Source organism: Streptomyces sp. NPDC016845 (assembly GCF_044332585.1).
GTDB lineage: Bacteria > Actinomycetota > Actinomycetes > Streptomycetales > Streptomycetaceae > Streptomyces.
In genome coordinates, this window is the sequence record NZ_JBIRPI010000001.1 from 975,768 (window position 1) to 989,126 (window position 13,359).

Below are 13,359 nucleotides of genomic sequence, written 5' to 3' on the forward strand. Positions count from 1 at the left end.
ACACCGCCCGGGCAACCGCACAACCCACCGACAGGAGAACCGTCATGAGCAACGTCCAAGACCGCTTCTACTCCCTGCTGAACGCGAAGATCGGTGTGGAGACCGAGGCGCTCACCGAGGACACCACCCTGGAGTCCCTCGATCTCGACTCGCTCCTCATCGTCGAACTGAGCGTCGCTGTGGAGAAGGAGTTCCGTGTGGTGCTCGACGAGACCCAGCTCGCCCCCGAGCGCACGGTCGGCGAGGTCCTCGGCACCCTCGACAACGAGCTCAAGGCGGCTTCGTGACCGCCGTACGCGGTGAACGGTTCGACGTGGCCGTCACCGGCCTCGGGCTCGTCACCCCGGCCGGGATCGGGGTGAAGGCCAACGTGGCGCGGATCTGGGACGGCCGCTCCACCGCGAGCAGGAGCCCGGAACTGGAGGGAATGGCCGTCGACTTCTCCTGCCGGGTCGACGACTTCGACCCGGCCGCCGAGCTCGGCCGGCGCGCGATGCTGCGGATGGACCGGGTCAGCCAGCTCGGAGTGACCGCCGCGCGGCTGGCCGTGTCGGACGCCGGTCTCGATCCCCAGTCGTGGGACGGCGCCCGGGTGGCGGTGGTGATCGGCACCTCGTTCGGCGGTTCCGCCAGCTTCGAGCGCGAGCACGAGACGTATCTGCAGAGCGGGCCCACGGTGGTCTCACCGCAGCTGATGGTGGTGGCGCCGGTCAACATGACGGCCGGCCACATCGCGATGGACTGCCAGGCGCTGGGCCCGAACCAGGTCGTCTCGACGGCCTGCGCCTCCGGCACCACCGCCATCGGTCTCGGCCGGATGCTGCTGGAGGCCGGACTGTGCGACGTGGTGCTGGCCGGCGGCTCCGAGGCGGCTCTCACCCGTACCGGCATCGCCAGCCTGCACAAGATGGGCGCGCTCTCCCGGCGCGCGGGGGACCCGGCAGCCGCGTCCCGCCCGTTCGACGCGGACCGGGACGGCTTCGTCGCCGGTGAGGGCGCCGGTGTGCTGGTGCTCGAGCGGGTGGCCGACGCGCGGGCCAGAGGGGCCAGGGTCCGTGCCAGGATCAGCGGCTTCGGGGCCTCGGCCGACGGCTACCATGCCTCCGCCCCCCACCCCACGGGCGACGGCGCGGAGCGGGCGATGCGGGCGGCGCTGGCCGACGCCTGTCTCGACCCGGCGGAGATCGCCCACGTCAACGCGCACGGCACGTCGACGACGAAGAACGATGTCACCGAGGCCGGGGTCATCCGCCGCGTCATCGGTGACCACCCCCTGGTCACCTCGACCAAGGGAGTGATCGGCCATCTGATCGGCGCCGCGGGCGCGGTCGAGGCCGCGTACACGGTCCTGGCGGTCGAGCAGGGGTCGGTGCCGCCGACCGCGAACCTGGAACGCGTCGACCCCCAGGTGGAGGTGGACGTGGTCGCCGGGCGGCCCCGCGAGGCGACCATCGGCGCGGCGCTGTCGAACTCCTTCGGCTTCGGCGGGCAGAACGCCGTCGTGGTGGTGACGGCGGCATGACGCGCACCGGCCGCTCCGTCCTGGTGACCGGGGGCAATCGGGGCATCGGCCTCGCCATCGCCCGCGACCTGGCCGCGCAGGGCGACCGCGTGACGGTCACCCACCGCGGCAGCGAACCCCCGCCCGGCCTGTACGGGGTGGCCTGTGACATCACCGACCCCGACGCGGTGGCGCGGCTCTTCGAGGCGGTGAGCGCTGAGCAGGGACCGGTGGAGGTGCTGGTGGCGAACGCCGGCATCACGCGGGACGCGCTGTTGCTGTCGATGGCCGACCGGGACGTGGACGAGGTGCTCGACACCAACCTCCGCGCGGTGATCCGGGTGGTCAAGCACGCTTCCCGGGGGATGCTGGCCGAACGCTGGGGGCGGCTCGTCCTGATCTCCTCCTCGGCCGCGTTCACCGGCTCCCCGGGCCAGACCAACTACGCGGCCGCCAAGGCCGGCCTGATCGGCATGGCCCGTTCGCTGGCCTGGGAACTGGGGCCGCGGGGCATCACCGTCAACGTCGTGGCGCCCGGTCTGATCGACACCGACATGACGCGCGGCCTGAGCGAGGCCCGGCGCGAGCAGTTCCTGAGCCGGACACCGCTGGGAAGGCCGGGCAGCGCCGAGGAAGTGGCCGCCGCCGTCCGCTTTCTGGCGAGCGCCGAGGCCGGCTACGTGACCGGTGCGGTACTGCCGGTCAGCGGCGGTCTCGGCATGGGCATCTGACGACTTCTCAGCTAAGAGGAACAAGAGGCTGATACATGGCAATCGGCGTGATATCCGTCGGCGCTCACCTTCCCGAACGCGTCGTGTCCAACCGCGAGATCGCGGCCTGGGCGAACGTCACCGAGCAGTGGGTCGCCGAACGGACCGGGATCCTGGAGCGGCGCTACGCCGCGGACGACGAGGCGACATCCGATCTGGCTCTGCCCGCCGCGCGCGCGGCGCTGCGGGCGGCCGGCCCGGAGGCCAGGGAACGGCTCGCGGCCTTGATCGTCGCGACCTGTACCCCCGATCACCCGCAGCCCTCGACGGCGGCGGTCGTGCAGGCCGGCCTCGGTCTGCCGGCGCTGCCCGCCTTCGACGTGAACGCGGTGTGCAGCGGCTTTCTGTACGCGCTCACCGTTGCCAAGGCGATGCTCGAAGCACAGCCCGGGCAGAGCGCCCTGGTGGTCGGGGCGGACATCTTCTCCCGGCTCATGGACCGCGGCGACCGCAAGACGGTCAGCCTCTTCGGCGACGGCGCGGGCGCGGTGGTGCTCGGTACGGTGCCGGAGAGCTACGGCATCCATGCCAGCACGTTGCTGGCCGACGGCGAACTGCACGACTACGTGAAGGTCGCGGCCGGCGGCAGCCGGACCCCGCTGGACGAGCGGGCCCGCGCGGCGGGTGAGCACCTCTTCCGCATGGACGGCAGGGCTGTCCGGGAGTACGCGATGACCACGTTGCACAAGGTGGTCGGCCAGACCCTCGCGGACTGCGGCGCCCGCATCGAGGACGTGGACCGGTTCGTCTTCCACCAGGCCAACACCCGGCTGCTCGAGGCCTTCGCGGCCGAGGCCGGGATCGACCCGGACAAGGTCGCCCTGACGGCACCGAGCCTGGGCAACACCGCGGCAGCCTCCGTACCGCTGACGCTGCACCACGCCCACGGCGTACGCCCCCTGCGGCGCGGGGAGCGCGTTCTGCTGGCCTCCATCGGCGGCGGGATGACGGCCGCCGCCACCCTCTTGACCTGGTACTGAGACGGAGCGTTGATCATGAGACTTGACGGTATGTCAGCCATCATCACGGGTGGCACACGAGGCCTCGGCCGCACGATCGCGGAGAGCTTCCTCGCCGAGGGCGCGAACGTCGTCTGCGCCGCCCGCAACCAGTACGACGTGAAGGAACTCATCGACCGACATCCGGGGCGGGTCCGCTACCAGTACGCCGACGTCACGGACGAGGAGTCGGTGGCGGAGCTGATGGAGGCGGGGCTCGCGGCCTTCGGCCGGATCGACGTGCTGGTCAACAATGCCGGGGTCAGCCGCGACGGCACCATCAGCAGACTCTCCACGGCGGACTGGAACACCACCGTCGCCACCAACCTCAACGGTGTCTTCCTGTGCACTCGCGCGGCCATCCGGCCGATGAAGGAGCGGGGCGGCGGCCGGATCATCAACGTCTCGTCCTGCGTGGCCAGCCGGGCCGTGGCAGGCGCGGCCGCCTACAGCGCCAGCAAGGCCGCCGTGGAGATGTTCACCCGGGCGTCGGCTCTCGAACTGGCCCCCAAGGGCATCACGGTCAACTGTCTGTCGCCCGGCTACATCGACGAGGGCATGGGCAAGCAGGTCGCCGCGGACGACCGCATCTGGGAGAGCTACCGCAAGCGGCTGCTCTCCGGGCGCCTGGGCCGGCCGGAGGAAGTGGGGGCGGCCGCCGTCTTCCTCGCCGCCTCGGACAGCTCCTATGTGAACGGGCACGTGCTGGAGGTCAACGGGGGACTGAAGTGGGCCGCCTGACACCGCCCGCCGCTCCGGTGGCCTTCTTCGATGTCGACGAGACCCTGGTCGCGATGAAGAGCCCGTTCGCACTGTTGCGCTACCGACTGCGCGAGCAGGGCGACCGGGACGGCTCGGCGTACCGGGCCAAGGCCGACCCGATCCGGCGGTTCGCCGCTCAGGGCGGCGCGCCGGCGGAGGCGAGCGCGATGTTCTACCGCGCCCTCGCCGGCGTCCCGTGGAGCGAACTGCTGCGCCAGGGCCGCGACTGGTACCGGGAGCTCCATGGCCGGGGAGTCCCCTTCGTCGAGGCCACGCTGCGTGCGCTTCGGCACCACCAGAGCCGGGGGCACCTCACCGTGGCGGTCTCCGGCGCGTGGCCCGCGAGCCTGCGGCCGCTCGCCGATGACCTGGGCTTCGACCAGGTGTTGTGCACCCAGCCCGAGGTGGACCGGGCCGGGCTGCTGACGGGCCGGATCGAGCGGGCGATGTTCGGCCCGGCCAAGGGGGCCGCGGTGCGTGCCGTCCTCGCGGCACAGGGTGCGGCGGCCGGAGAGTGCTTCGCCTACGCCGACGACCCGAGCGATCTCGACATGCTGCGTCTGGTGGGCCGTCCCGCCGTCGTCGGCGACCATCCCGTGCTCGCCGGGATGGCGGCCGAGCACGGGTGGCAGGTGCTGTCCGGCGCACTCGTGCCCGGCGCCGAGCGCATCCCCGTCTGACCGCCCGTCCCGTTCGCCGCCGCTCACATACAGGCCACTTCCTTTCGGTAAGGCTCGTGTGAATGACAGGGTTCTGCTATAAAGGTGAGCCCTGCGCCAAGACTATTCTGTATGACGTCCATGGAGGGATGACAGCTCACATGAGCACAGCGACCTCGGGCCGCGCCACGGCACGGCCCACGATCATTCTCGCCGCGGTTTGCGTGGCAGTCCTGATCCTGCCCGCCTCGCTCACCGGCAGCTCGGTGGCCCTGCCCGACATCGCGTCCGGCCTGGACGCCGGCATCGTGCCGCTGCAGTGGGTGGTCAACGCCTACAACCTCGCGTTCGCCTCCTTCATGCTGGCCTGTGGCTCGCTGGCCGACATCGTCGGCCGCCGGCGGCTGTTCGCCGTCGGCACCGGGGTGTTCGTCCTCGCTTCCCTGGCCAGCGGCGTCTGCGGCAACGTGCTGCTGCTCGACGTGGCGCGCGGCGTGGCCGGCCTCGGCGCCGCCGCGGTGATGACCAGCGGCAGCGCGATCCTGGCCACCACCTTCCAGGGAGCCGCCCTCGGCCGGGCCTTCGCCGTCCTCGGATCCTCGGCCGGAGCGGGCCTGGCCCTCGGCCCGTCCGTCTCCGGATTCCTCGTCGGGTCGCTGGGCTGGCGGTGGGTGTTCATCGTGCACGCCCTGGTCGCGGCCCTGGCCCTGCTGGCGCTGCCCGCCATTCCCGAGTCCCGCAACAGCGAGGGCGCCAAGGTCGACTGGTGGGGCACCGTCACCTTCACCTCCAGCCTCTTCCTCCTCATGCTGGCCGTGGTCCAGGGGCCTCAGATCGGCTGGACCAGCGCCGGGGTGATCGGCCTGTTCGTGGGCGCGGCGCTGCTGATCGTGCTGTTCTTCGTCGCTGAGAGCCGCCAGGCGCACCCCATGTTCGACCTGGCACTCTTCCGGCAGTCCCGGTTCCTGGCCGTCTGCCTGCTGCCCGTGGCCATCGCCTTCGGCTTCGTCTGCCTGCTGGTGCTGCTGCCCTCGTGGTTCAGCGGGGCCAACGGCGCCTCGGCCGACGCCGCCGGAGCGACCATGATGCTGCTCACGCTGCCGGTGCTCGTGGTGCCGCTCGGCGTCAACCGGCTGGTGAAGCTCGGCCTGTCGACCCGCGCCGTCCTCAGCCTCAGCCTCCTCCTAGTGGCGCTCGGCGGTGTCTGGCTCCTCGTGCTGCACCCGGGCATCTCCACCCTGGAGCTGGCCGGCCCGCTGTTGCTGATCGGCGCCGGAATGGGCTTCTCCGCCGGCCTGATCGACGGCGTGGCGATCACCTCGGTCGCCCCCGAACGCGCCGGTATGGCCGCGGGCATGTTCAACACGATGCGGCTCGCCGGTGAAGCGGTCGCCATCACCGTGATGAGCACCGTGCTGGTCTCCCTCCTTCAGGGCCGGGTCGCCGACGGCCTGCGCGGCTACGGGCTTCCCTCCGGCGACGCGGCCGAGGTGGCCAACCGGGTCGCCAGCGGCGACCTCGCGGGCGCCGCCCAGCGCGTCGAGCCCGGCAGTCGCGACCGCTTCGGCGACTTCCTCGCGGACAGCTACACCGGCGCCATGCACTCCGTTCTGTGGCTGCTGGCCGCAATCTGCGCCGTCGCCACCGTCGTCGTCTACCTGATGCTGCGTGACCGCAAGGAGACGGCGACCGACGCCCCGGTCACCGAGGACACCACCGCCCAGGAGGCGGCCCGCGTATGACCTCCCACGACCAGCTTCCCGTCCTGGTGGTCGGTGCGGGCCCGTCCGGCCTCACCGCCGCCGTGGAACTCACCCGCCGTGGTGTGCCGGTCCACTGCGTGGACCGCGCCGAAGGCCCGAGCGCGTCGACGAAGGCGCTCGGAGTCTGGCCCCGCACCCTGGAACTGCTGCGCAGGATGGGGGCCGAGGACGAGATACAGCGGCGCGTCCTGCCACAACGGGCCATGCGGTACTACTCCGACGGCCGGGTGATCGCCGATCTTCGCTTCCGCGACCCTGACGTGCAGCCGGTCTGCCTGCCGCAGCCGGACATCGAACACATGCTGAGGGACGCCCTGACCGCGGCCGGCGGACAGCTCACGTGGGGCACCGAACTGGTCGGGTTCCAGCAGGACGGGCCGGCGGTCAAGGCGGTGCTGCGGGGCTCCGACGGGACCGAGCGGACCGAGGAGTTCTCCTGGGTGGTGGGCGCCGACGGCGCGCGGAGCCGCGTCCGGGAACAACTGGACATCGACTTCCGGGGCGCCACCCACGAACTGTCCTTCGTCGTCGCCGACATCGAGCTCGACGGGCCGCTGGAGCCGGACGTCACGCACTACTTCTGTTCGCCGCGCGGCATTCTGGTGACATGTGGGCTGCCCTCCGGGCGGTTCCGGGTCTTCACCTCGGCGCCGCCCGGCCTCCGGCGCGACGAGGTGGACCTGACAGCCGTCCAGCGCCTCGTCGACGAGCGGGGGCCTGGCGGTCTGCGGCTGCGCGACCCGGACTGGATCAGCGTCTTCTCGGTGCATTCCCGGCACGCGGAGCGCACCCGCGACGGAAGGGTCTTCCTCCTCGGCGACGCCGCCCACATCCACAGTCCGGCCGGTGGCCAAGGTCTGAACACCGGTATGGCCGACGCCCACAACCTGGCCTGGAAACTGGCTCTGTGCTGGCACGGCCAGTGTGACAGCACGCTGCTCGACAGCTTCGAGAGCGAGCGCGGACAGGTGGCCCGGGCCGCCATCAAGCAGGCGGACGTACAGACCAGGATGTGGCTCCTGAACAAGCCGCACCAGGTGGCCCTGCGGGACAACGCGCTGCGCGTCGCCTCGGCGCTGCGCCTCTTCCACCTCGACTACCTGCCCTGGCTGGCCGGACAGCGGATCGTCTACACCCGGCCCGGCCCCCGGCGCCGTCGCCTCACGCTCCCCGCGGGGCGCCCGTGGCCCGGCTCCGGGGGGTTCGTCGAGGGTGGCCTCGTCCCCCGTACACAGATCTGGGACACGACGAGCTCCCGGCGGGTGCCGCTGCGCTCGGCCCTCTCCGACCTCCGCCACACCCTCCTCCTGCAGAGCGACGGACCACTCGGCGGCGAGGCCGTACGGCTGGCCGCCTGGGTCCGCGAGCACTGTGCCGAGGTGGTCGGGGTCCAGGTGCTGCAACCGCGCGCGGCGCGGCTGCGGCCCTGGACCCCGACACCGCACGAGGCGTCAGGAAACCCGGGCGCCACCCGGATCGCTCTGGTCCGGCCGGACGGAATCACCGACCTGGTCTGCCCCGCGCGCCAGTCCTGGCGCGCGCGGCGGCGGCTCGAGGAGCTCTTCGCCCCCCTGCTCACGCCCGCCGAAGCGCCCGGTGCCCGCGCCGAGACGCTGTAGCACCCCGCCCCGAACCCCCTCGACGTCTACCGGAGAGCACCATGTCGATCATCCCCGAGACCCACCGTGACCTGCTGGAGCGCCCTCTCTTCGCGCACCTGGCCACCATCAGGCCGGACAACACGCCGCAGGTGAACCCCATGTGGTTCAGCTGGGACGGCGAATACCTGTACTTCACCAACACCACGACCCGGTACAAGTACCGCAACGTCACGGAGCACCCGGTCGTCTCGGTCTCCATCAACGATCCCGAGCAGCCGTACCGTTACCTGGAGATCCGCGGCGCCGTCGAGCGTATCGACCCGGACCCCGAGGGCGCCTTCTTCCTGCGGCTCGCCGACCGGTACGCGCTCGAGTTCGACGGGCCGCCCGCGGACGCGGAGCACCGGGTGGTGTACGTGATCCGCCCGACGGGGACCAGCAAGCAGTGAGCCGGCCCCCCGGCGGTCAGCCGCGGCCGGTGCTGCCCACCGCCGGGGCACGGCCGGTGTCCTCGACGGCGGGCACGGCGGTGAGGTCCGTGCCCGCCGTCCCCCGGTAGCGGAAGAAGAAGACCGTGCTGACCGCGCACAGCCCGACGACGTACCAGGGGTACAAGGCGGCGTGACCGAGCGTCGAGAGGTACTCGTTGAGGTAGGGCGCCGTACCGCCGAACAGCGCCACCGTCAGCGCGTACGGCAGCCCCACGCCGCTGGACCGGAGCGATGTCGGGAACATCTGCAGCGTCGCCGGCGCCGCGGCAGTCGCGTAGCAGCCGAACAGCAGCAGCGCCGCCGTCATCACCGTGAACAGCCGTACGGCCGAACCCGACATGAGGGCGAACAGGAGCGGGGTGAGACAGACGAAACCGCCGCCGAACGCCAGCAGCATGGGGCGTGGGCCGAAGCGGTCGGTGGCCAGCCCGAGGAAGGGCAGCGCGACCATGAACACCGCTTGTGCGGCCACGGCCGCCCACAGCGCGGCGTTCGCCGTCACGCCGTGGTGGACCTGGGCGTACAGCGGCAGATACGAGGCGAAGGTGTAGTAGACGACGGTCGCCCCCAGCGAGAAACCGGCCACGCGCAGGACACGGCGCGGGTGCGAGCGCAGCACCTTCCAGGCGGGATTGCGCTGCCGCTCGGACGCCACGTCGAAGGCCGGCGTCTCGTACATGGTGCGGCGCATCTGCCATCCGTACAGGGAGAACAAGGCACCGAGCGCGAAGGGGGCGCGCCACCCCCACTCGCTCAACTGGGCCGGTGTGAGGACGTGTTGCAGGAAGAGCGCGAGGAAGGTGGCCGCGAGGGTGCCGAGCGTGGTGCTGACGTAGATGGCACTGGAGTACAGCCCACGGCGCCGCCTCGGCGCGATCTCGTTCACGTACGTACTCATCGCCGTGCTCTCGCCACCCGCGGACAGTCCCTGCAGCGCCCTGGCCACGACCAGCAGCGCCGGGGACAGCACGCCGACCGTCCGGTGGGGAGGGGCGAGGGCGATCAGGAGACTGCCCGCGCCCATCATCAGCAGCGACAGCCGCAGCGCCCTGGTGCGGCCGCGACGGTCGCAGTAGGCGCCGATGAGGAGACCGCCGACCGGCCGGAACAGGAATCCGACGGCGAACACGGACAGGGTCTGCAGGACGTTCGTGGTCCCGCTGCCGGAGGGAAAGAACTGCGGACCGAGCACCGCCGCGAACGTCACGTAGACGGACCAGTCGAACCATTCCGCGACGTTGCCCAGGGAAGCGAGCAGGGTCTGGCGCAGACCACCGTGCCTTGTCGTGGCGGGTGCCTGAGCCGCTGGAGCAGCCGAGTTCATGATGCCGGCCTCCCCTGGCACGAAGAGGTCCCGAGCCGCTCCAGGAGATCGGTGTCCACGATGACGCCGATGTCGGTGAAGGTCTCCAGCGCGCTGCCCCAGTGTGCGCGCGCCCGTGCGTGGTCGCCGTTGAAGGCGGCTACGGTCCCCAGGACCTTCTCGGCCCTGGCGATGTTGAGACGCTGCGCGCCCGGCTGGGACAGGCCGAGCACTTGGCGCGCGCATTCCTCGGCCCGGTCCGGTTCGCCCAGGGTCAGATAGAGCTGGGCCAGCTCAAGCAGGATCTTGCTGCGGGCCATCCTGTTGGTGCTCGTGTCGGCCAGCGAGCGTGCCGCCTCCGCGTTCCCGGCGGTGTCCTGGCGACCGAGCAGTTCGTCGGCGGCGGCGAGGCGTGCGAGGGCATAGGCCTCACCGTCCACGTAGCCGATCTGCCGGGCCCCGTCGAGCGCCGTGGCCGCGTAGTGCGCCGCCTGTCCGGGCGAGCCCAGGCTGCCGCTGATGGCGGACAGCAGGCACAGCGTCTCGACCTCGTAGGTGCGGTCACCGCACTCCTGGAACGAGCTCAGGGCCCGCCGGGCCGACTCGCACGCGCTCTCGTGCCGTCCGATGTCCAGGTCGACGAGGGCGAGTCCGTACAGGGAGACGCTCCGGTCGTAGGAGGAGTCGATGGACTCGGAGACCTCGAGCGCCTGGCTGAAGTAGGACCGTGCCTCGGTCAGGTCCCCGGTCGCCTGATGCACCAGGCCCAGGTTGCGCAGGCCGTACGAGCTGATGTGGTGCAGGCCGAGTCCGCTGGCGGTGGCCAGGGAGGCCGTGAGGAGCTCGGTCGCACTCTTCATGTCCCCCCGCGTCCAGTGGATGAACCCCAGAACTCCCTTGGCGGTGGCCTCCAGACGCGGCGAGAGGATGGCGTGCGCGATGTCGAGTGCGCGCTGTGCCGCCTCCTGGGCGCGGCCTCCGCGGCCGAGGCTGAGATGGGCGAGGCTCATGTTGTTCAGCGTCGCCGCGGCCTCCTCGGCCATGCCCAGCCGGTCGTGCACGGCGAGGCTCTTCTCCTGGTGCACGATGGCCCACTCGTAGTCGCCCAGCGTGTTGGCGAGATTGGCGAGGCTCCGGTGCATCGCGGCGATGCCGCGGTCGTCGGCGAGCGACTCGGCGGCGGCCAGGGCGGCGCGGGTCGTCTCGCGCCACTCGGTCCGGTACTTGCCCGTCCAGAAGAAGCCGCGCAGCGCGTCGGCGATGTGCCAAGCGAGGTAATGCGGTCCGTGCGTACCGAAGTAGTGGACGCACGCCATCAGATTGCGCCGCTCGGACAGCAGCCATGCCATCGAATGACTCTCGTCACCGTGCCCGGGCGCATCGAACCCCGCCTCCGCCTGCGCCGCCGGTTCGGAGAGCCGGACGAACTCCGAGTAGAGGACGTCGGCCGCCGCACAGGCTCCCGCGAGGTACCACCGCCCGAGCCGCTCCAGGGCTTCGGCCCGCTCCTGCTCGGGGTGTTCGTCGACGGCGCGGTCCTGCGCGTACGCGCGTAGCAGGTCATGGAACTGGTACCGGCCCGGCGCGGGTTGCTGCAGGAGGCTCGCCATCTCCAGACGGCTCAGACCGGCCCGTGCCTGTGCCTCACTGATGTCGGCGAGGACCGAGACGGCGGCGGGGGAGAAGTCCGCGCCGGGGAAGAGCCCCGCGAGACGGAAGATCACCCGGTCGTCCGGTGACAGGGCGTAGTAGGACAGGGCGATGGCCGTCGAGACGGCGGATGTCGTGTCACCGTCGACGGAGAGCGCGGTCAGGCGGTTGCCGCGGCGCAGACTCTCCAGGTACACCTCGGTCTGCCCGCCCGGGGCCCCGATGAGGTTGGCCGCGGCGATCCGCAGCGCCAGCGGCAGGAACGAGCACAGTGCGGTGACCTCCCGCACGATCTCCGGATCGACGACCACCGCGGCTTGCCGCATCATGCCGGTGACCAGGTCCACGGACTCGCGGGGGCTGAGCGTGTCGATGCGGATGAGCTGGGCCCCGTGTGTGACGACGAGGGACCTCAGCTGCTGTCTGCTGGTGATCAGCACCGAGCAGCCCCCGTCGCCCGGGATGAGCGGGACGACCTGGTCGGTGCCGGCGGCATTGTCCAGTACCACCAGCACCTTCTTGCCGGCCAGCTTCGACCGGTAGAGGTTCGCCTGCTCCACGACGTCGACCGGGATCTGCTTCGCCGGCACCCCGAGTGCGCCGAGGAACTGCGAGAGCACCTGCTCGGTGGGGAGCGGCTCGCGCGCTCCGCCCCGCTCGTATCCGCTCAGGTCCACATACAACTGTCCGTCGGGGAAGGCCGGCCGCACCCGCCTGCCGATGCACACCGCCAGAGCGGTCTTGCCTACTCCGGGCGGCCCCGACAGCACCACGACGGGGACGCTGGTGCGCCCCGGCGTGGGCGGGAGCGAGGTCTCGATCCGGTCGATGACGGTCTCGCGACCCACGAAACCGGCGCCGAGCGGCGGCAGTTGCGCCGGAACGGGGGCGGCTTCGCCGACGGCGGGGCCCAGCCCGTCGGGCGCCGCGAGCGCCGGATTCGACTCGAGGATGCCGGTGTGCAGGGCGCGCAGCCGCTCGCCCGGCTCGATGCCGAGCTGCTCGACCAGTTGCCGCCGGGCCTGCTGGTAGACGTCCAGGGCCTCCGCCTGCCGGCCGGAGCGGTAGAGGGCGAGCATCAGCATGCTCCAGAAGTTCTCCCGCAGTGGGTTGTCCATGGCCGCGGCACGAAGCTCCCGCACCAGCAGGGCGTGTCTGCCGAGTTGGAGATCGGCCTCGAAGTACGCCTCCAGGACGGCCAGTCGCTCGTCCTCGAGGGCCTGGCACTCGTCCTGGTGCAGGGAGCTCGACGGGATGTCCGCAAGTGCCGCGCCCCTCCAGGTGGCGAGCGCCTCGGCGAAGAGGTGCGCCCGCTTCTCGAGGACCTCGGACCGCTGGGCCGTGCGGACGAGCCCGCGGAAGCGCCTCAGGTCCAGTTCGCCCTCGGGGACGTCGACCCGGTAGCCGCCGGCGACCGTCTCCAGTGGGAGGGCGTCACCGAGCAGCATGCGCAGGCGCCGGACGTAGGTGTGCAGGGTTCCGCGGGGATTGGACGGCTTGCGTTCGTCCCAGAGCCATTCAGTGAGGCGTTCGACGCTCACGACGGCCCCGCTCCGTATGAGCAGCGCCGCAAGTAGTATTCGAAGTTTCCCGGAATCCAGCGCCAATTCCTTTCCCGCAATCGATATCGAGAGCGGTCCCAGAATTCCGAAGTTGTTTTCGTAGCCTGATGTCGCAGCGTTGTCCGACGCGACGGCAGTTGATCCTGCCACGCAGTTCACCTTCCCCCGTTGGCCTGCTTGCGCAGGGCCTTCTCGCGCACGCATACGGCACCGTCGACGGAAGATGCGTGCTACGAGATGTTCTCAGTCATGCACATGCCGCAACAGCTTGACACTTTTCCGACGGTCGCGGGGCTGCT

The 13,359-nt window shown here is 71.2% G+C and carries 11 protein-coding genes; 9 read left to right on the forward strand and 2 right to left on the reverse strand.

Annotated features, from left to right (window positions below; translation table 11 throughout):
• Positions 1–44: 44 nt before the first annotated feature.
• From ACH4RC_RS04075 to ACH4RC_RS04115, 9 genes are all read left to right on the forward strand, one after another.
• Entirely contained in the window at positions 45–287 is a 243-nt protein-coding gene (locus ACH4RC_RS04075; protein ID WP_398194785.1) for a phosphopantetheine-binding protein, read from the forward strand.
• The gene (locus ACH4RC_RS04080; protein WP_398194787.1) at positions 284–1,522 is read left to right on the forward strand and encodes a beta-ketoacyl-[acyl-carrier-protein] synthase family protein; all 1,239 of its coding nucleotides are present in this window, start codon (positions 284–286) and stop codon (positions 1,520–1,522) included. Before ACH4RC_RS04075 ends, ACH4RC_RS04080 begins: the two co-directional genes overlap by 4 nt.
• Positions 1,519–2,232 (forward strand): 3-oxoacyl-ACP reductase FabG, encoded by a 714-nt coding sequence (gene fabG, locus ACH4RC_RS04085; RefSeq protein WP_398194790.1) that lies wholly within the window; start codon positions 1,519–1,521, stop codon positions 2,230–2,232. The genes ACH4RC_RS04080 and fabG overlap by 4 nt, the downstream gene beginning before the upstream one ends.
• 35 nt (positions 2,233–2,267) lie before the next feature.
• Positions 2,268–3,251 (forward strand): 3-oxoacyl-ACP synthase III family protein, encoded by a 984-nt coding sequence (locus ACH4RC_RS04090; protein WP_398194793.1) that lies wholly within the window; start codon positions 2,268–2,270, stop codon positions 3,249–3,251.
• Positions 3,252–3,281: 30 nt separating this feature from the next.
• Positions 3,282–4,010, forward strand: a complete 729-nt coding sequence (locus ACH4RC_RS04095; protein ID WP_398194796.1) for an SDR family NAD(P)-dependent oxidoreductase — start codon at positions 3,282–3,284, stop codon at positions 4,008–4,010.
• Entirely contained in the window at positions 3,998–4,711 is a 714-nt protein-coding gene (locus tag ACH4RC_RS04100; RefSeq protein ID WP_398194798.1) for an HAD family hydrolase, read from the forward strand. The genes ACH4RC_RS04095 and ACH4RC_RS04100 overlap by 13 nt, the downstream gene beginning before the upstream one ends.
• A 140-nt stretch (positions 4,712–4,851) precedes the next feature.
• On the forward strand, positions 4,852–6,432 hold the full coding sequence (locus ACH4RC_RS04105) for an MFS transporter (protein ID WP_398194801.1): 1,581 nt from the start codon (positions 4,852–4,854) through the stop codon (positions 6,430–6,432).
• Positions 6,429–8,072 carry an FAD-dependent monooxygenase gene (locus ACH4RC_RS04110; protein WP_398194802.1) on the forward strand — a complete coding sequence of 548 codons (1,644 nt, stop codon included), beginning with the start codon at positions 6,429–6,431 and terminating at the stop codon, positions 8,070–8,072. The genes ACH4RC_RS04105 and ACH4RC_RS04110 overlap by 4 nt, the downstream gene beginning before the upstream one ends.
• A 41-nt stretch (positions 8,073–8,113) precedes the next feature.
• Complete coding sequence (locus ACH4RC_RS04115) at positions 8,114–8,503, forward strand: PPOX class F420-dependent oxidoreductase (protein WP_398194804.1); 390 nt, start codon at positions 8,114–8,116, stop codon at positions 8,501–8,503.
• A 16-nt stretch (positions 8,504–8,519) separates the two neighbouring features.
• On the opposite strand, the gene ACH4RC_RS04120 is transcribed toward ACH4RC_RS04115, so the two are convergent.
• On the reverse strand, positions 8,520–9,869 hold the full coding sequence (locus tag ACH4RC_RS04120; protein WP_398194806.1) for an MFS transporter: 1,350 nt from the start codon (positions 9,867–9,869) through the stop codon (positions 8,520–8,522).
• Positions 9,866–13,264: an AfsR/SARP family transcriptional regulator gene (locus ACH4RC_RS04125; protein WP_398194808.1), complete on the reverse strand. Its 3,399-nt coding sequence runs from the start codon at positions 13,262–13,264 to the stop codon at positions 9,866–9,868. The genes ACH4RC_RS04120 and ACH4RC_RS04125 overlap by 4 nt, the downstream gene beginning before the upstream one ends.
• Positions 13,265–13,359 lie beyond the last annotated feature (95 nt).